The organism is Phycisphaerae bacterium, assembly GCA_012729815.1.
Lineage (GTDB): Bacteria > Planctomycetota > Phycisphaerae > JAAYCJ01 > JAAYCJ01 > JAAYCJ01.
On sequence record JAAYCJ010000002.1, the window covers coordinates 18,587 to 35,122 of the forward strand.

Annotated in this window: 18 protein-coding genes and 2 tRNA genes; 18 read left to right on the plus strand and 2 right to left on the minus strand. The window is 62.7% G+C overall.

The genetic code is table 11. The annotated features are described in order from the left end of the window. Positions 1–48 precede the first annotated feature (48 nt). The 3 genes from GXY33_00200 to carB all read left to right on the plus strand — a co-directional run bounded on the left by GXY33_00200 (position 49) and on the right by carB (position 4,369). Entirely contained in the window at positions 49–267 is a 219-nt protein-coding gene (locus GXY33_00200) for a hypothetical protein (GenBank protein ID NLX03543.1), read from the plus strand. A gap of 18 nt (positions 268–285) precedes the next feature. Next, positions 286–453 carry a hypothetical protein gene (locus tag GXY33_00205; GenBank protein NLX03544.1) on the plus strand — a complete coding sequence of 56 codons (168 nt, stop codon included), beginning with the start codon at positions 286–288 and terminating at the stop codon, positions 451–453. Positions 454–970: 517 nt separating this feature from the next. Continuing rightward, complete coding sequence (carB, locus tag GXY33_00210) at positions 971–4,369, plus strand: carbamoyl-phosphate synthase large subunit (GenBank protein NLX03545.1); 3,399 nt, start codon at positions 971–973, stop codon at positions 4,367–4,369. A 47-nt stretch (positions 4,370–4,416) separates the two neighbouring features. Here carB and GXY33_00215 read toward each other — a convergent pair whose 3' ends face one another. Continuing rightward, positions 4,417–5,067 carry an endonuclease III domain-containing protein gene (locus GXY33_00215; GenBank protein NLX03546.1) on the minus strand — a complete coding sequence of 217 codons (651 nt, stop codon included), beginning with the start codon at positions 5,065–5,067 and terminating at the stop codon, positions 4,417–4,419. Positions 5,068–5,188: 121 nt separating this feature from the next. On the opposite strand from GXY33_00215, the gene GXY33_00220 reads away from it, so the two are divergent. The 3 genes from GXY33_00220 to GXY33_00230 are packed head-to-tail and all read left to right on the plus strand — an operon-like array spanning position 5,189 to position 7,438. After that, positions 5,189–5,953: a CPBP family intramembrane metalloprotease gene (locus GXY33_00220; GenBank protein ID NLX03547.1), complete on the plus strand. Its 765-nt coding sequence runs from the start codon at positions 5,189–5,191 to the stop codon at positions 5,951–5,953. A gap of 31 nt (positions 5,954–5,984) precedes the next feature. Then, the gene (locus tag GXY33_00225) at positions 5,985–6,587 is read left to right on the plus strand and encodes a DUF2617 family protein (GenBank protein NLX03548.1); all 603 of its coding nucleotides are present in this window, start codon (positions 5,985–5,987) and stop codon (positions 6,585–6,587) included. Next, positions 6,584–7,438, plus strand: a complete 855-nt coding sequence (locus GXY33_00230; GenBank protein NLX03549.1) for a hypothetical protein — start codon at positions 6,584–6,586, stop codon at positions 7,436–7,438. Before GXY33_00225 ends, GXY33_00230 begins: the two co-directional genes overlap by 4 nt. Positions 7,439–7,472: 34 nt before the next feature. Here the strand turns inward: GXY33_00230 and GXY33_00235 are convergent, their stop codons facing one another. After that, entirely contained in the window at positions 7,473–8,558 is a 1,086-nt protein-coding gene (locus GXY33_00235) for an acetylxylan esterase (GenBank protein NLX03550.1), read from the minus strand. Between the two features lie 214 nt (positions 8,559–8,772). Here GXY33_00235 and GXY33_00240 point away from each other — a divergent pair, with 214 nt between their 5' ends. The 12 genes from GXY33_00240 to rpoB all read left to right on the plus strand — a co-directional run. Then, positions 8,773–9,915, plus strand: coding sequence for a hypothetical protein (locus GXY33_00240; protein NLX03551.1), 1,143 nt, complete (start codon positions 8,773–8,775; stop codon positions 9,913–9,915). 157 nt (positions 9,916–10,072) lie between these two features. Then, a tRNA-Thr gene (locus tag GXY33_00245) sits at positions 10,073–10,145 on the plus strand. Positions 10,146–10,275: 130 nt separating this feature from the next. Further along, positions 10,276–11,493: an elongation factor Tu gene (tuf, locus tag GXY33_00250; GenBank protein ID NLX03552.1), complete on the plus strand. Its 1,218-nt coding sequence runs from the start codon at positions 10,276–10,278 to the stop codon at positions 11,491–11,493. Positions 11,494–11,588: 95 nt separating this feature from the next. Further along, complete coding sequence (gene rpmG / locus GXY33_00255; protein NLX03553.1) at positions 11,589–11,762, plus strand: 50S ribosomal protein L33; 174 nt, start codon at positions 11,589–11,591, stop codon at positions 11,760–11,762. 74 nt (positions 11,763–11,836) lie between these two features. Further along, positions 11,837–11,910: transfer RNA gene (locus GXY33_00260), tRNA-Trp, on the plus strand. 64 nt (positions 11,911–11,974) lie between these two features. Next, the gene (secE, locus tag GXY33_00265) at positions 11,975–12,436 is read left to right on the plus strand and encodes a preprotein translocase subunit SecE (GenBank protein NLX03554.1); all 462 of its coding nucleotides are present in this window, start codon (positions 11,975–11,977) and stop codon (positions 12,434–12,436) included. A 62-nt stretch (positions 12,437–12,498) separates the two neighbouring features. Then, positions 12,499–13,047, plus strand: coding sequence for a transcription termination/antitermination factor NusG (gene nusG / locus GXY33_00270; GenBank protein NLX03555.1), 549 nt, complete (start codon positions 12,499–12,501; stop codon positions 13,045–13,047). A gap of 31 nt (positions 13,048–13,078) precedes the next feature. Continuing rightward, positions 13,079–13,504, plus strand: a complete 426-nt coding sequence (gene rplK, locus GXY33_00275) for a 50S ribosomal protein L11 (GenBank protein ID NLX03556.1) — start codon at positions 13,079–13,081, stop codon at positions 13,502–13,504. An 80-nt stretch (positions 13,505–13,584) separates the two neighbouring features. Continuing rightward, positions 13,585–14,271, plus strand: a complete 687-nt coding sequence (locus GXY33_00280) for a 50S ribosomal protein L1 (GenBank protein ID NLX03557.1) — start codon at positions 13,585–13,587, stop codon at positions 14,269–14,271. Between the two features lie 43 nt (positions 14,272–14,314). After that, positions 14,315–14,851 (plus strand): 50S ribosomal protein L10, encoded by a 537-nt coding sequence (locus GXY33_00285; protein ID NLX03558.1) that lies wholly within the window; start codon positions 14,315–14,317, stop codon positions 14,849–14,851. Between the two features lie 133 nt (positions 14,852–14,984). Continuing rightward, complete coding sequence (gene rplL / locus GXY33_00290) at positions 14,985–15,389, plus strand: 50S ribosomal protein L7/L12 (protein ID NLX03559.1); 405 nt, start codon at positions 14,985–14,987, stop codon at positions 15,387–15,389. 209 nt (positions 15,390–15,598) lie between these two features. Continuing rightward, a partial coding sequence (rpoB, locus tag GXY33_00295) for a DNA-directed RNA polymerase subunit beta (protein ID NLX03560.1) occupies positions 15,599–16,536 on the plus strand: 938 nt, incomplete at its 3' end.

Below are 16,536 nucleotides of genomic sequence, written 5' to 3' on the forward strand. Positions count from 1 at the left end.
AGCCGAAGTGACTGGGGGATAGCCGCTTTTGGTCAAGCGGGAACCCGAATGGACCTGATCAATCGAGTCATGGGCGTACTGGCCGTGGCTCTGGCGAGTCTGCTCTCCTGCGAGGACGACAGCAGCACTGAAGCGAGGCAGGAGGCACTCGAAGCGTGCGAAGAGGTCGAGGAAAGGATCGATAGCCTCTTCAGAGCGCGGGATGTGAGGCACAAGCGAATTGGCGCCGGCCGATCGCTTCTGAATCTCGATCACAGGGTTGTCTGACAATCGACGGAGGCAAAGATGAGACTGCTCAAATCACTACTGGCGATGCTTCTGCTGTCGGCCGTGTTCGTGGCGATTCCTTCGTGCGAACGCGAGGAGGGCCCGGTGGAGGAGGCGGGCGAAAAGATCGATGAGGGGATCGAAGAAACGGGCGAAGCGATCGAGGACGCCGGCGAAGGGCGATAACCCGTCTACGAGAATTCCGCTGACCTGTGCATTCGTGAGGTTCTTCTGTCCGGAATGGGCGGTGTGGCTCCGCGCGATCAGGTGCCGGGCCGAATGAGAACTCCGCGAACAGCAGCGATACTGACGCGGACAACAGCGGAGTCCATCCCCTGCGCAAGGGACGGCGACTCTTCACGCCGGCGCCCCCTCCTGGCCGGGGTCGCCAGCGAAAAGGCATGTCGAACGGGTCCGGGCCGCCAGGTCACGAACCTGTCCGAAGCCAGTCTCCGCGCCGAGGGGAAAGACACTTCGAGCGGTTGGCGGGATCTCGCCGATGCCGCTGCCAATCCGGCTCTGAATGACGAAGGCGGCCGTGCGCCGCCGCATGAGAAGCATCACGACACACCCACCGCACCCGCCGCATGGCACTTGATCCCGATTGGAGTTGAAATCCCGGGGCGGTTTTGCTAATTTTTGCTCAATTTGGACTATAATAACTGCGGCAACGGCAGGAGTCTGGACCAAATAGGCGGAGAACATGTCCAAACGAACCGACATAAAGAAGATTTTGATCATCGGGTCCGGGCCCATCATCATCGGCCAGGGCTGCGAATTCGACTATTCCGGCACCCAGGCCTGCAAGGCGCTGCGGGAGGAAGGGTATCGGATCGTCCTGATCAATTCGAACCCAGCGACGATCATGACGGACCCCGAGTTCGCGGATCGGACGTACATCGAACCGGTGACGGCGGAGGCAATTGAGCGGATTCTACAGGCCGAGCGCGATACGGGCGAACCGATCGACGCGATCCTGCCCACGCTGGGCGGCCAGACGGGGCTGAACACGGCGGTTGAGGTGGCGGACCTGGGGTTGCTCGAAAAGCACGGGGTGGAGATGATCGGGGCCAATCGCGAGGCGATCCATAAGGCCGAAGACCGCAAGCTGTTCAAGGAAGCGATGCTGCGGATCGGGCTGGAGCTGCCGCGAAGCGGCCTGGCCTACAACATGGCTGAGGCCAAGGAACTGCTGGCGGATATCGGCCTGCCGTGCGTGATCCGGCCGAGCTTCACCCTGGGCGGACACGGCGGCGGCATCGCCCGCACGGAAAAGGAGTTCTCCGAAATCTGCGCCCGGGGCATCGAGTACTCGCGGATCAACGAGGTCCTGATCGAGGAGTCGGTGCTTGGCTGGAAGGAGTACGAACTGGAGGTGATGCGCGATCGGAAAAACAACGTCGTGATCATCTGCAGCATCGAAAACTTCGACCCGATGGGCGTGCACACCGGCGACAGCATCACGGTGGCTCCGGCCCAGACGCTGACCGACAAGGAATACCAGCGAATGCGGGACGCGTCGATCGCGATCATCCGCGAGATCGGCGTGGAGACGGGCGGATCGAACATCCAGTTTGCGGTGAACCCGGCCGACGGCCGGATGGTGGTGGTCGAGATGAACCCGCGGGTCTCGCGATCGTCGGCTCTGGCCTCGAAGGCCACGGGCTTTCCGATCGCCAAGATCGCAGCCAAGCTCGCGGTCGGCTACACGCTGGACGAGATACCCAACGACATCACCAAGGAGACGCCCGCGAGTTTCGAACCGACGATCGACTACTGCGTGGTCAAGATCCCGCGGTGGACGTTCGAGAAGTTTCCGGAGGCGGACGAGACGCTGACCACGCAGATGAAGAGCGTGGGCGAGGCGATGAGCATCGGCCGCACCTTCAAGGAGGCCCTGCAGAAGGGCATCCGTTCGATGGAGATCCGGCGCTACGGGCTCGGACTGGACCGGATCGACAAGTGGTTGGCCAACCGCCGGGCGGCCCAACGGCAGAAGGTGCCGTTCAACGCCAAAGCCGATGACACGGTGGACGCCCACGAGGAGGCGGCCCAGAGGTTCCCGATTCCGGAACCGACCCTCCGCAACAAGCTGACCGTGCCCTGCCAGGGCCGGCTGTACTACATCCGCTATGCGTTCAAGATGGGCTGGACCGTCGAGCAGGTCCATGAGCTGACCAGGATCGACCCGTGGTTCCTCGAGAACATCCGTGAACTGGTGGCGTTTGAGGACGTGCTGAGCCGGTACGCCAGCCTCGAAGAGGCGCCCCAAGAGGTCCTCCGGCAGGCGAAGATGTGGGGCTATTCGGACGTGCAGCTCGCCAATCTCTGGAACACCACCGACAAGAAGGTCCGGGCCCACCGCAAGAGCCTGGGCATTGAACCGGTTTACAAGCTGGTCGATACCTGCGCAGCGGAGTTCGAGGCCTATACCCCCTACTACTACTCCAGCTACGAGCAGCCGGCGGTCGTGGCCGGCAACTCCTCCGGCGAAGCGAAGGCGTGGACCGACGACGAGGTCCGCGTCAGCAGCAAAAAGAAAATCGTCATTCTCGGCGGCGGACCCAACCGGATCGGCCAGGGCATCGAATTCGACTACTGCTGCGTCCACGCGGCGTTCGCCGCCCGCCAAGAGGGTTTCGAGGCGATCATGGTCAACTCGAATCCCGAGACGGTCAGCACCGACTATGACACTTCCGACCTGTTGTGCTTCGAGCCGCTGACCCTCGAGGACGTGCTGAACATCTGCGACAAGCTCAAGCCGGACGGGTTGATCGTGCAGTTCGGCGGTCAGACGCCGCTGAACCTGGCCAAGGGGCTGCACGAGGCGGGCGTCCCGATCATCGGGACCAGCGTCCAGTCGATCCGCCTGGCTGAGGATCGCGAGCAGTTCCAGAAGCTGCTGCAGGAACTCGGGCTCCGCCAGCCGCCCAACGGCACCGCGGTCAACGTGGCCCAGGCGGTCGAAGTGGCCAATCGCATTGGCTATCCGGTGCTGGTCCGGCCGGGCTTCGTGCTCGGCGGGCGCGGCATGGAAATCGTCTACGACGACCAGTCGCTGGCCAAGTTCATCCGCGAGGCGGACGATTACTCCGACCGGCCGCTGACCGAGAACCCCGTGCTGATCGACAAGTTCCTCGAACTGGCGACCGAGGTGGACGTCGACTGCGTGGCCGACGGGACGGACGTGGTGGTGGCCGGCGTGATGGAGCACATCGAGGAGGCGGGCATCCACAGCGGCGACTCGGCCTGCGCCCTGCCGCCCTACTCGCTGTCGCACGAACTGGTGGACCAGATCATCGACCAGACGGTGGCGATGGCCCGGCGGCTGGACGTACGCGGGCTGATGAACGTGCAGTTCGCGATCAAGGACGAACAGATTTACGTGCTGGAGGTCAACCCGCGTGCGTCGCGAACGGTGCCGTTCGTGAGCAAGGCGACGGGCATTCCGTGGGCGAAGGTGGCGGCGAAGGTGATGATGGGCAAGTCGCTGCGGGAACAAGGCGTGACCCGTACGGTCTGGCCGCGGCACACCAGCGTCAAGGAGTCGGTGTTCCCGTTCATCAAGTTCCCGGGCGTGGACATCATCCTGGGTCCGGAGATGCGCTCGACCGGCGAGGTGATGGGCCTCGACGACCGATTCTCGATCGCGTTCGCCAAGAGCCAGATGGCGGGTTCGTCGCCGCTGCCGACCGAGGGCAACGTGTTCATCTCGGTGCGGGACGCGGACAAGAAACTGATCGAACCGATCGCCCGCGAATTGGCGTCGATGGGGTTCAATATCATCAGCACCAAGGGCACCTGGGAGATCCTGCGGGCGGCGGACGTGCCGGCCCAGTTGATCCCGAAGGTCCTGGAGGAGCGGCGGCCGAACATCCTCGACCTGATCGAACACCGCGAGATCGCCTTGGCCATCAACACCCCCACCCGCAAGGGCAAAGACTCCGACGAGGGCAAGATCCGCGCCGCCGCGGTAACCCACGAGGTGCCGATCGTGACCACGATCACCGGGGCGAGGGCCGCGGTGCGGGCGATGCGGGCGATGCGGGAGAGCGGCTGGAACGTCAAGCCGATCCAGGAGTACCACAGGCAGATGACCTGATCGCTCCGCCGCCCTGCAGCGGCTTTGTTCGGCGGCGAGGGCCGTGCTCACTCGCGGTTGAGAAGCCGCACGTCGTGGTCGAAGCGGTTCAGCGGACAGCGGTCGCAGAGGGCGATCTTCCTGCAGTAGTTCTTGCCGGTGGCGACCAGGAGGGCGTGATACTCGTTGTAGAGCGGCACGTCGGGCGGGAGGTTCGATTCGAAGAAGTCCTTGATCGCGTGGTAGTCGTCGTCCTCGGCGATAAGCTTGTGACGGACCATGACACGGTAGGTGTAGGCATCGACGACGAAGGTGGGCTTGCCCGCTGCGTAGAGCACGATGTCGTCGGCGGTTTCCGGGCCGATGCCGTTGATCGACAGCAGTTCCTCGCGAAGGCTGTCCACCGACCGACTGAAGAATATCTCGAGGTCGCCGCCGTACTCCCGCCAGACGTGGCTCATGAGGTTGTGCAGGCGGTTGGCCTTGACACGAAAATACCCAGCCGGGCGAATGATCTCCGCCAGACGCGGCAGCGAACAGGTGGCGAGTCTCTCCACGTCGATCAGGTCGGACCGGCGCAGATTGGCGATCGCCCGCTCGACGTTGGCCCAGTTGGTGTTCTGGGTCAGAACGGCCCCGATCATGATCTCGAGCGGCCCGTCGCCGGGCCACCAGCGCTGGGGCCCGAAGTGGGCCAGCATCGCCTGGTAGAGGGCCATCAGCTCGTCGTGTGTCGCGGCCATCGCATGCGTTCTCCTGTCGATCAAATGCACCGCATCGGCGGTTCGACCCTTGTCGAATGATAGGCCTCATGGTAGTTTACTTCGAAGCATGATCGGAATGAAGGGCAAATCGACTGGACGGAGCGGGCAGAACCCGCCGTATTCGCAGGACATCCACCGGCCGGTTACCTCGCTGGTGTTCCTGTTGCCGCTGGTGGTGGTCTACGAGCTGGGAACCCTGCTGATGGCGGGCAACCTGCCCGAGGCGCTGCACTCGCGGGTCATTGCGTTCCAGTTGCTGCATCGGTTCCTGGCCCTGTTTGGAGCGACGATCTTCTATCTGCCCGGATTGCTGGTGCCGGCGATTTTGGTGGCGTGGCACGTCGCGACGGGCGACACGTGGCGGGTCCACAAGAGAACGCTGGGGCTGATGGCGGTCGAGAGCCTGCTGCTGGCGATCCCGCTGGTGGTCTTCTACAACGTGGGCAGCAGCTACGTGAACCTCTGGTCGCCCCTGGCCGCTCCCGCCGCGGAGGGCTGGCACGGCAAGCTGCTGCTGTCGATCGGGGCGGGGATCTACGAGGAACTGCTGTTTCGGCTGATCCTGATCTCGCTGCTCGGGATGATCATGATCGATCTGGCCCGACTGCCCGAGCCGCCATCGGTTTTTTTCATGGTGCTGATTTCCGCGACGGCGTTCAGCCTCTATCATTACCTGGGGCCCGAGACCTTCTCGTGGCCGACGTTCATGTTCCGCGCCGTGGCCGGCGGATACCTGGCGGGAATATTCATCCTGCGGGGATTTGGGATTACCGTCGGCTGCCACGTGGTTTATGATATTCTGGCGATGATCTTGAACGCCCTGGCGGGTTCGCCCGAATAGGCGGACCCGACGCCGGGCGAGGAGCGGATTTGTGGTCGAGTCGAACGTGGACGCACCGAAACTGGAGGAGATGAGGCTCTACGTGTACGGGCGGCCGTTGCACCCGGAACTGTTCGGCGTGTTTCTTCAGCACAAGCTGGATCTGGGCCGATACCAAGCCGACATCTGGCTGCTGGGGTTGGGACACCTGGTGTGCTTCCACACGCCGGAACAGACGGTGACCGAACTGGTGGTCCAGGCCAGCGAGCTGTACTCGTCAGCCGGTCTGATCGAAAAACTCCCGCTCGAAAAGAAGAGCGACTTTCGCCACTGCCTGGACGACCGGGTCTTCTACATCGTCAGCACCCAGGCCGAGACGATGAGCCAGGCGGTCTTCGAGCAGGTGCATCGCGAGATGCTTCGCTTCGCCGAGACGCGCGGCCTGTTCATGCCATTCGACCAGTGGGCCGAGGGCAAGGGACTGGCCCCCTTCAGCTTCATCGACTACGAGCACCGGACCCGCGAGTTGTCGGTGTTCGCCTACCATGCGTTTCCGTCGCAGAACCTGATCCTGCGGACCCAGTCGGTGTTCTCGCTCGAGGCAATCTCATCGGAACCGCGGGCAACGGCCGAGCCGGAGGAACCGGACGCATGAGCGAGCTGGCGCGGCGGGCGATTCGGCAGGTGCGGCTTGGGCTGCAGTATTGCTGGAGGCTGGACCGCCGGGCAGAAGAGTCGCCGGTCCCGATCACGCTGCTGGTTTGCGGGCTGGGTGTGGGTCTGACGCTGTGCGCGGTGTTTGCAGCCAGTTGGAAGTACTACGGTGATATCTACTTCACCGAGTGGACGCGCCTGAGGCTCGTGCCGTCGGTCATGGTGGTCCTGGTCCTGACCGTGCTGAATTTCAAGCAACTGGCGGGCCTGGCGGTGACGGCGGACCGGCTGGTGCTCGGAACCGGGCCGTCGGACCAGCCAACAACCTCGCAGATCCGGCAGATATCGCTGGTGGGCGTATTGGCGGTGGTCCTGGCGCTGCTGCTGAAGTTTTCGCTGATCCTGGCGATGCCCTACCACGCCCCATGGTGGCCGGATGACTGGCGGGCGATGTTCAACCGGCTGTATCCCAAGATGCACTTCCGGGTGCTCCTGCTGCTGGGATTGTGGGGCAAAGCGGGGCTGCTGGTGGCCGCGGCCACCGGCTGGCAGTCGCCGACCATCGACCCGCAGGACCGCGACCTGCGCCGGCGGCTGAGAATCCGCCCGCTGCTGGTGAACCTGGTCCTGGTGACGCTGGTGACGGCAGTCTATTTCTCCAGCCAGCGCAGCCGCGGACTCGGGCTGCTGGTCGCGCTGTGGATATTCCTGGTCGTCTACGTGGCCTCGATGCTTCTCTCACGAGCCCAGCGCGGCCACGACAAACACTCGATGTTCGCCTGCGCCGAACTGGCCGAACAGGCCCTCCTTCTGGCGTATCTGGCGATCTCGAAGTTCCTGTATCAGCCGTGATACGAAACGGCGCGTGGTTCTCCAGGAAAAAACCCTATTTCGACGACTGGCGTTGCAGCTTCTCGACAAGGAAGTCGTAGGCGCGGCGGCCGGAGATCTGGTGGCGGCCTTCGAACTCGTCCAGTTCGATTTGGTTTGAGGCGTCCCAGACGGCGTAGATTTCGCGAAGGCGGCCAACGGCGTCGCGGACGGCTTCGATGGGAAAAATGCCGTCGCGAGTACCCGCCTCGATCAGAACCGGGCGCGGCGCCAGCAGAGCGGCCAACTCGGGCAGATCGCCCACGCCAAGTATGCCCGGTATGAAGTTGCAAATACAGTGGTGCATGGCCAGGATGCTGGCGTGCCACGAGCAGAAGTAGCCGCTGATCACAGCGACGCGGATCCGCTCATCCACCAACGCACTGAAGAACGTGTGCATCCCGCCGCCGGAAATGCCCATCGCACCAAGCCGCTCCGTGTCTGCCTCCGGCAGCGTGGTCAGATAGTCAACGAGCCGCCGCGCCTCAAAGACCCGTAGACCGGCCAGACTCCCCCCTGCCATCATTGCCCACGTCGCAACCGCGTGGCAAGGCGGGGACTGGCCCTGCCCAAGCTCCGGCTGCACGTGCGACTGGTCAGGCACGTGCTCGCCGAACGCCATGATCTCCGGAGCGGCCACGAGAAACCCGCGACGGACCAATTCAAGCGCGAAGTCCTTGTGATAGCCGTCCGGCGTGGTTCGCTCCTCGCCGTCCTCCCAAAGACCAATGATGTCCTTGACGCCGTACCCGTGTCCATGGAAGGCCAGAACCACCGGCAGCGGACCCGGGCGGCTTTTGGGAAACAGCAGGTAGACCGGCAGTATCTTGCCCCGGGTCGTGTGGATGGTGATCTTCCGGCGGATGTGGTCGCCGCGCTCCACCTGCTCGATCACCTCCGCGGCGAAGTCCACCGCATCGAGATCCTGAAACCCGAGGGTGGCCGCCAGTTCGCTTCGAACCTGTCGCTGCCAAGCCCGGCCCTCGTCCGGGCCGGCGGCTTCGAACACGTGGCCGGCAGCGGCGGCCTGCTGATACCGCCTCAGCAGGGCCACCGGGTCCAACGGGGGCAAACTGGCCACGTCAAGCCGTCTGGTCGCCATTGCGTTATGCTCCTGGAAGACTCTCTCCGCCGATTCACGCCACACCCCGCACAATGCTATCATGGCCGGAACCGACCGCCAAGTGAATCCGTCCGATATTGCCATTGAACAGGCCGCCAATCCGTGTTAGAATGGCATTCAGTGGACAGTATCTCTGTCTGAACCACATCTGATTGTACGGGGTCGGACGAATCTTGGCGAAGGACCAGTCCGTATGGAAGAACGATTCGCCGTCAACTGCCCGCATTGCCGCCAGTCATACCGCGTGAGGTACTCAACGCTTGGTCGGGACGCGGTTTGTGCCCAGTGCAAGCAGACGTTCCGCCTGCTGGTCCCGGAGTATCACGGCGAGGACGAGATCCTGGCGTGGCTGGAGCGTGGACAGGAAAAACCCGCCAACGGCACCGTTGCCGGCCTTAAGATCGTCGATTCGAAGGCCGAGCCGCAGTCTACACCGCAAGCAATTCCCTCACCGTCATCAACGACTGCAGGCGGCCAGCGCCGCCTGCACCTCTACAAGGTGGACCCGACCCGGGCCTTCTTCTGGTTCCCAGCGGAGTTACTGCACCAACCCGGGATCCGGGCCTCGTTTCCCCAACGGTGCGTCAAGACCCTCTCCAAAGACGACCTTCACATCTACCTGGTGCACTGGTCGGCGACTCCCTCGCCGCTGGCGCCGACGGAACACCACGGCAAACCCAAACCCGTGGCCACGCTGGAACAATTTCCGGCCGTGCCCCCTGTCGAGTTGCTGGAGTTTCTGCCCAAGAGCTACGGCGATGAGCCATTCAGCCTGCCCATGCCCTACTACGCATCCACCGGAGTCGACCCGACCGGCATCGTCCGCACCAGTATCTCCGGCAACGGCGCCGAACAGCGGTGTTGGCTGAGCATCTCGAACCTCGAGGTCGCCCGGCGATTCTATGCCGCCGTCCAGGGCGATCATGACGAGGAATACCAGAAGTTACGCTTTCACAGCGACTTGCGACGAAAAGACCGCTGGGGGCGACTCTCGGGGCACCTGCAGACGTCCCTGCTGGAGTGGTACAGGCCCTTGTCCGACGAGCGATTCATCAAGTATCTGCCAGATGAAGAGACACCTAGGACAGCGAACGGATCATCGGGAATTATTATTACCGACAGACGCTTAGTTTTCCATAAGGATCGGATCTGGCGGGCCTATCCGCTGGAGGAACCACTGACGGTGCGGATGCAGGAGCAGGTGGACGGCGGGGCTTGGGTTGAGGTCTTCTCGGTCGCTCACGGTCGGGCGGTGACGCGGCTGAGCAGCAAGTCGTGGGCCAATCTCAAGCACTACCTGACCGGCCTGGAGGCGCGGGCGAAATTCTTCGGGTAGCGGCAGAAATTCGGCGGTTGGCGTCATTGACTTTTTGGGGGGCTGGGGGAAAAATTGGGGGAATTTCGCTGATTTTATATTGACTTTCGGCCCCCTCGTGATATTTTTGAGGGTCTGCGGACCCCTTTGTGCGCCGGGCACTTAGGAGGTCCCTAAAGCTGCTGTAGCTCAGCCGGTAGAGCGCGTCCTTGGTAAGGACGAGGTCATGGGTTCAAATCCCATCAGCAGCTTGGATTGTTTGTTCACGGACTGGCCCGTCACTTAATTGTGGCCGCTGGCTTATTGAACCGGATGAGCGTCTATAATATCGAACTAAGGTGCAATTGGTATTAGGGTAATCAGGACAGGAGGTTAGTCTCCATGGCAAAAGGGAAATTCGAGCGAACCAAACCGCACGTGAACGTCGGCACGATCGGGCACGTCGACCACGGCAAGACGACGTTGACCGCGGCGATCACCGACTATCTGGCGAGCAAGGGCTTGGCAGAGAAGAAAAGCTATGACGAAGTGGCGAAGGCGTCGGAAAAGGACGGCCGTCGCGACCCGACGAAAATTCTGACCATCGCCACCGCCCACGTGGAATATCAGACCCTGAACCGCCACTACGCCCACGTGGACTGCCCCGGACACGCGGACTACGTCAAGAACATGATCACCGGCGCCGCCCAGATGGACGGAGCGATCCTGGTGGTTTCGGCTGCGGACGGCCCGATGCCGCAGACCCGCGAGCACATCCTCCTGGCCCGCCAGGTGAACGTGCCGGCGATCGTGGTGTTCCTGAACAAGGTGGACCTGGTCGATGACCCCGAGCTGCTCGAGCTGGTCGAGCTGGAGGTCCGCGAGCTTCTGAGCAAGTACGACTTCCCGGGCGACGACACCCCGATCATCAAGGGCGCCGCCCTTCCGGCCCTCCAGGGCGACGCCGACGCCCAGGCCAAGATCCAGGAACTCCTGGACGCGGTCGACAGCTTCATTCCCGAGCCCAAGCGTCAGGAAGACCTGCCGTTCCTCATGCCGATCGAAGACGTGTTCAGCATCAAGGGCCGTGGAACGGTCGGCACCGGTCGTATCGAACGCGGCCAGGTCCGCACCGGCGATGAGGTGGAGATCGTCGGCCTCAACGCCGAGTCTCGGAAAGTAGTCGTGACGGGCGTCGAGATGTTCAACAAGACGCTGGACGAGGGCATGGCGGGCGACAACGTCGGCTGCCTGCTGCGTGGCGTGGAGCGTGAAGAGCTGGAGCGCGGCATGGTGCTGGCCCAGCCGAAGTCGATCACGCCGCACACCGGCTTCATGGCCGAGGTGTACGTGCTGACGAAAGAGGAAGGCGGCCGGCACAGCCCGTTCTTCCCGAAGTACCGTCCGCAGTTCTACTTCCGGACGACCGACGTCACGGGCGAGATCTCCGCGCTCAAGAGCCGCGACGGCAAGGACGCCGAGATGTGCATGCCCGGCGACAACATCCAGATGCAGGTGAAGATCCTCAAGCCGATCGCGATGGAAGAGGGCCTGCGGTTCGCCATTCGCGAAGGCGGCCGGACCGTCGGCTCGGGTGTTGTCACGAAGATCCTGGAGTAGTATAATAAGAGGTTTGGGCGATCCCGGGGCCCTTTTCGCGGCCCCGGGATCGATCTATTACATAGAACAGTGTTGGTTCGGCGGAGAGTCTGACGATGGCAAAGGGTCCGAAAGGCGAGTGGGTTTGGATGGAATGCACCAGTTGCGGTTCGCGGAACTACCGGACCCCGGTTTCGGCCAAGCCCGGCCAGGGCCAGGTGAAACTGGAACTGAGCAAGTACTGTCCGCGCGAGCGGAAGCACACGACGCACAAGATCCGCCGGAAGTAGGCTGATTGTAACGCCGGGCGTTCCCAGGCCTTGCGGCCTGACGAACGGCGAACCAGCGACCGAGACTGCGACACAGGGCAGTAGCTCAATTTGGTAGAGCACCGGTCTCCAAAACCGGCGGTTGGGGGTTCGAGTCCCTCCTGCCCTGTTGTGTCGTCGGGGACCACGGACCCGGCGGCTAGCGTAACCTCTTGCGAGAGAGCAGGTTAGAGATGGCAAACAAGACGAGCACGACCAATGCGGAACAGGCCCAGTGGTTCAGCGTGTACAAGCCGACGCAAGGCTACTGGACCCGGCTGTGCACCGCTTTGGGCAGTGCGGCCCTGGTCGCCTGGGGCGCCCACTGGCTGTTCCAGAAGATGGAGCCCTACGGCACCACTCCGACCGGACAGTACCTGCAGGTAGGGGTGACGTTGCTGTGGATCGTGGCCTGGGCCCTGGTGCTTTACTGGCTCATCGGCCGCAACGCCCGGACGGTGGACTTCTTTGTCGCCGTCGAGAGCGAAATGAAGAAGGTCAACTGGTCGTCGAAGCAAGAGGTGATCGGGGCGACCAAGGTGGTGATGCTGTTCGTGGTGCTGCTGAGCCTGATGCTGTTCGCGGTGGACATTCTGTTCATGCTGTTCTTCTCGGCGATCGGCGTCTTGCGGGCGGCCGGATCGGCGTTATTTTAAGAGGATCGGCGAGGCAAACGGCAATAGAACGGCCAAGACTGACCGAAACGGTCGGGGATGTTATGTCCAAACAGTGGTATGTATTGCGGGTGGCGTCCAACAAGGAAGATCAGGTCTGCGAGGCCTTGACCAAGAAGGTGCAGATCGAGAGCCTGGACGAGATCATCGGCCGGGTGCTCGTACCGACGGTCAAGGAAAAGCGGGTCAAGGGCGGCCAGGCGAAGGTGGTGGAACGCAAGCTGTATCCGGGCTACGTCTTCGTGGAAATGCAGACCAACGAGGACGGGACCATTCCGGAACACGCGTGGTTCATGATCAAGGAGACGATGGGCGTCGGCGACTTCATCGGGTCGGACAACAAGCCGGTGCCGATGGCGACCGGCGACGTCGAGAAGATGCTCACGGTGGTCGAGCGGGCCAAGGACGAGCCATCGATCGCCATCGACTTCCAGAAAGGCGATCAGATCAAGATCAAGGAAGGTCCGTTCGAGAACTTCGAAGGCAAGGTCGAAGAGGTCAACACGCAGCAGGGCCGGGTGAAAGTTATCGTGACGGTATTCGGTCGGGCGACCGAGCTCGAGCTCGAATACTGGCAGATCGAGAAGGCATAGGCAGGGACAGAATCAACCGAAGGGAACGATCATGGCAAAGGAAGTAACGGCGACGATCAAGGTTCAGGCCCCCGGCGGTCAGGCCACACCGGCCCCCCCTATCGGACCGGCCCTGGGCCAGCACGGCGTGAATATCGGGCAGTTCGTCAGTCAATTCAACGAACGGACCAAGCAGTACAACGGAATGACCATTCCGGCGGTCATCACGGTCTACAGCGACCGGAGTTTTGACTTCGTGGTCAAGAGCCCGCCCGCGGCCGCCCTGCTGAAAGAGGCGGCGAAGGTGGCCAAGGGTTCGGGCGTGCCGAACAAGGACAAGGTCGGCCAGGTCACGCGGGCCGACGTCCGGAAGATCGCCGAAACCAAGATGCAGGACCTCAACGCCTTCGACCTCGACCAGGCGATGCGCGTCGTCGAGGGCACGGCCAGAAGCATGGGAATCGACGTGGTGGACTAGACGGTCCGTCGAAGCCCGCTTGAAAACTCAGTGATCAACCCGCCTGACCACGGGCGGATGTGAAAATCAGTGGGAGCTTAATAATGAAGCGAGGAAAAAAGTATCAGAAGATGCAGGAGCTGCTGGCGGACAAGCCGCAGCCGATGGAGGTGCTTGAGGCCATCGGCATCCTCAAGCAGTTCGGTCTCACCAAGTTCGACCAGACGGTCGAGTGCGTGGTGAACCTGGGGATCGACCCGCGTCAGGCGGACCAGCAGGTTCGCGGAGCGCTGGCCATGCCCAAAGGGATCGGCAAGGCGCGGACGGTGATCGCGTTCTGCGACCCCGACTCGGTGGAGAAGGCCAAGGAGGCCGGGGCCGTCGAGGCCGGTGGCGAAGATCTGGTCAAGAAGATTCAGGACGGCTGGATGGACTTCGACGTCGCGCTGGCCACGCCGGCAATGATGCGTCTGGTCGGTCGTCTGGGCCGGGTGCTCGGCCCGCAGGGCAAGATGCCCTCGCCGAAGGGCGGTACGGTGACCGACGACATCATCACGGCGGTGTCGGAGTACCGTTCGGGCAAACTGGAGTACCGCAACGATGCCGGTGGAAACGTGCACATGGTGGTCGGCAAGCTCAGCTTTTCAGCGGAGGACCTGGCGGCCAACATCGAGGCGTTCCTGGCCCACATCCGTCGGGTCAAACCGTCGTCATCCCGCGGAACCTACATCAAGAAGGCGGTCATCACCGCGACCATGAGCCCGGGCATCCAGATCACGGCGGCCTGAGCGAGTACCAATCCCCAAGCAACAGGAAGGCAGGTTCGAGAGCATGAGCAAGCCATTAAAAGACCTGATTACGAAAGAACTGAAGTCCCGGCTTTCCAACGTGGAAAGCGCGATGGTGGTCAACCCGATCCTCCTGACCGGCGTCGAGAGCAACCGTTTCCGCGGGGCTCTGAAGGCCAAGAACATCGAGATGCATCTGGTGAAGAACTCGCTGGCCCAGCGGGCGCTGGCGGGCACGAAGCTGGAAGGCATCGGCGAGATCCTGACCGGCCCGTCCGCTGTGGTCTACGGCGGCGAGTCGATTGTGGACGTGGCCCGGGAGATCCACGACTGGACCAAGAAGCTGACCAAGCTGGAGGTCTGCGGCGCCATCGTCGATGGCGAGGTGGTCGACGCGGAAGGCGCCAAGCAGTTGGCCAAGATGCCCAGCCGGGTCGAGCTGCAAGGCCAGATCGTGCAGTTGGCCCAGTCGCCCGGAGCGCGGGTTGCCTCGGCGATCGGAGCGCCGGCCGGACGGATCGCCGGATGCATCAAGTCGCTGGTGGAGAAGCTGGAAACCCCAAGCGGGGCTGCCGCTTGATTTTAATAACTGTCGCCTTATTCGGCCGGACCTACGATTGGTTTCTACGCACTTCCACTCGGCAGGCCAACCGGATCGGAGAAGGCGGCGAATTCGGTTTTTAGTTGACTTTTAGAAGGAAGGTTGATAAGCAATGACAGAACGCGAATGGTCATCGGACATTAAGGACATTGGTGATAAGATTGTTGCTCTGACGCTGATGCAGGCCAAGGAGCTCGGCGACTATCTGAAGGAAGTGCACGGGATCGAGCCGGCCGCCGGTGCGGTGGCCGTGGCGGCGATGCCGGGCGCGGGCGCCGGCGGGGAGGCGGCGGCAGCCGAGGAGAAGACCTCTTTCGACGTGATTCTGACCTCTGCGGGCGACAAGAAGATCCAGGTGATCAAGGTGGTCCGCCAGGCGACGAATCTGGGCCTGAAGGAGGCGAAGGATCTGGTTGACGGCGCACCCAAGCCGGTCAAGGAAGGCCTGAGCAAGGACGAGGCCGAGCAGTTGAAGAAGGAGCTCGAGGAGGCCGGTGCGACTGTCGAATTGAAATGACCTTGACGTACGGTCCTATAATACTACAAGAAGGCGTTATTCCCGCGGCGTCCGGGAAGTCTGTCCCGGGCGCCCGGGTTACGTTTGCGCATTGGGGCCGGAAGCATTTTCAGGCACGAAGGACCAACCGAGCGGGGTGTGCTTTCCGAGACGGCGAGCGACGGCGCAAGGGGTGAGACAGGCGGACATTTTTTGGAGAGGTCCGAGCCATGACAGCGAGCGGTTTGATCTTCAAGGAAATCAAGTCATTCAGTAAAGTTGGCGACGCGCTTCCCGTGCCGGACTTGGTGCGGGTCCAGCGCCAGGCGTACGAGCGTTTCCTGCAGGAGACGGTCGAGCCGGAAAAGCGCAAGGGCGAGGGGCTCGAGGCGCTGTTTCGCGAGACTTTCCCGATTGAAAGCTACGCAGGCGATGTCCTGCTGGAATACCTGTACTACGACCTGGGCCGCCCGCGGTACACGCCGGAAGAGTGCCGCGATCTGCGGCTGACATTCGGCAGACCGATGCGGATCCGGGTGCGGATGACCCGCAAGGAGACGCAGGAGAGCCTCGAGGAGAGCATTTACCTCGGCGACATGCCGATCATGATGGGCGGCGGCGAGTTCATCATCAACGGCGCAACGCGCGTGATCGTTTCGCAGCTCCACCGTTCGCCGGGCGTGGATTTCGTGATCGAGTCGCAGCAGGCGGACCGCCCGCTTCACGCGGCGCGGGTCATCCCGGAACGCGGTTCGTGGATCGAGATCAACGTGAGCAAGCGGGAACTGCTGGCGGTGCGGATCGATCAGTCGTCCAAGATGCCGGCGACGACGTTCCTGCGGGCGCTGGACGCGGCGTTCAGTTCGGATGTCGAGATCATCCGCGCGTTCTACCCGACGACGATGATGTCCGTCGGGCAGTTGAAGCCGACGATGATCACGGCGGCCGCGGTCGTCGACCCGGGAACGGGCGAGGAACTGCTGCCGGCCGGGGCCCAGATCGGCGAGGCCATCAAGAAGCTCCAGGCCAGCGACCTGGAGGAGATCGAGGTGGTCGAGAAGGCGGGCGACCCGATCATCCTGAATACGCTGTCCGAAGACACCTCGCGGTCGCACGAAGAGGCGCTGCTGAAGATCTACGCCCGGTTGCGGCCCGGCAACCCGCCGCA

Coding starts and splice junctions, on each gene's coding strand:
- GXY33_00200 (NLX03543.1), top strand. CDS start 49: ATGGACCTGATCAATCGAGTCATGGGCGTACTGGCCGTGGCTCTGGCG.
- GXY33_00205 (NLX03544.1), top strand. CDS start 286: ATGAGACTGCTCAAATCACTACTGGCGATGCTTCTGCTGTCGGCCGTG.
- carB (NLX03545.1), top strand. CDS start 971: ATGTCCAAACGAACCGACATAAAGAAGATTTTGATCATCGGGTCCGGG.
- GXY33_00215 (NLX03546.1), bottom strand. CDS start 5,067: ATGGCCCTCTACCAGGCGATGCTGGCCCACTTCGGGCCCCAGCGCTGG.
- GXY33_00220 (NLX03547.1), top strand. CDS start 5,189: ATGAAGGGCAAATCGACTGGACGGAGCGGGCAGAACCCGCCGTATTCG.
- GXY33_00230 (NLX03549.1), top strand. CDS start 6,584: ATGAGCGAGCTGGCGCGGCGGGCGATTCGGCAGGTGCGGCTTGGGCTG.
- GXY33_00235 (NLX03550.1), bottom strand. CDS start 8,558: ATGGCGACCAGACGGCTTGACGTGGCCAGTTTGCCCCCGTTGGACCCG.
- GXY33_00240 (NLX03551.1), top strand. CDS start 8,773: ATGGAAGAACGATTCGCCGTCAACTGCCCGCATTGCCGCCAGTCATAC.
- tuf (NLX03552.1), top strand. CDS start 10,276: ATGGCAAAAGGGAAATTCGAGCGAACCAAACCGCACGTGAACGTCGGC.
- rpmG (NLX03553.1), top strand. CDS start 11,589: ATGGCAAAGGGTCCGAAAGGCGAGTGGGTTTGGATGGAATGCACCAGT.
- secE (NLX03554.1), top strand. CDS start 11,975: ATGGCAAACAAGACGAGCACGACCAATGCGGAACAGGCCCAGTGGTTC.
- nusG (NLX03555.1), top strand. CDS start 12,499: ATGTCCAAACAGTGGTATGTATTGCGGGTGGCGTCCAACAAGGAAGAT.
- rplK (NLX03556.1), top strand. CDS start 13,079: ATGGCAAAGGAAGTAACGGCGACGATCAAGGTTCAGGCCCCCGGCGGT.
- GXY33_00285 (NLX03558.1), top strand. CDS start 14,315: ATGAGCAAGCCATTAAAAGACCTGATTACGAAAGAACTGAAGTCCCGG.
- rplL (NLX03559.1), top strand. CDS start 14,985: ATGACAGAACGCGAATGGTCATCGGACATTAAGGACATTGGTGATAAG.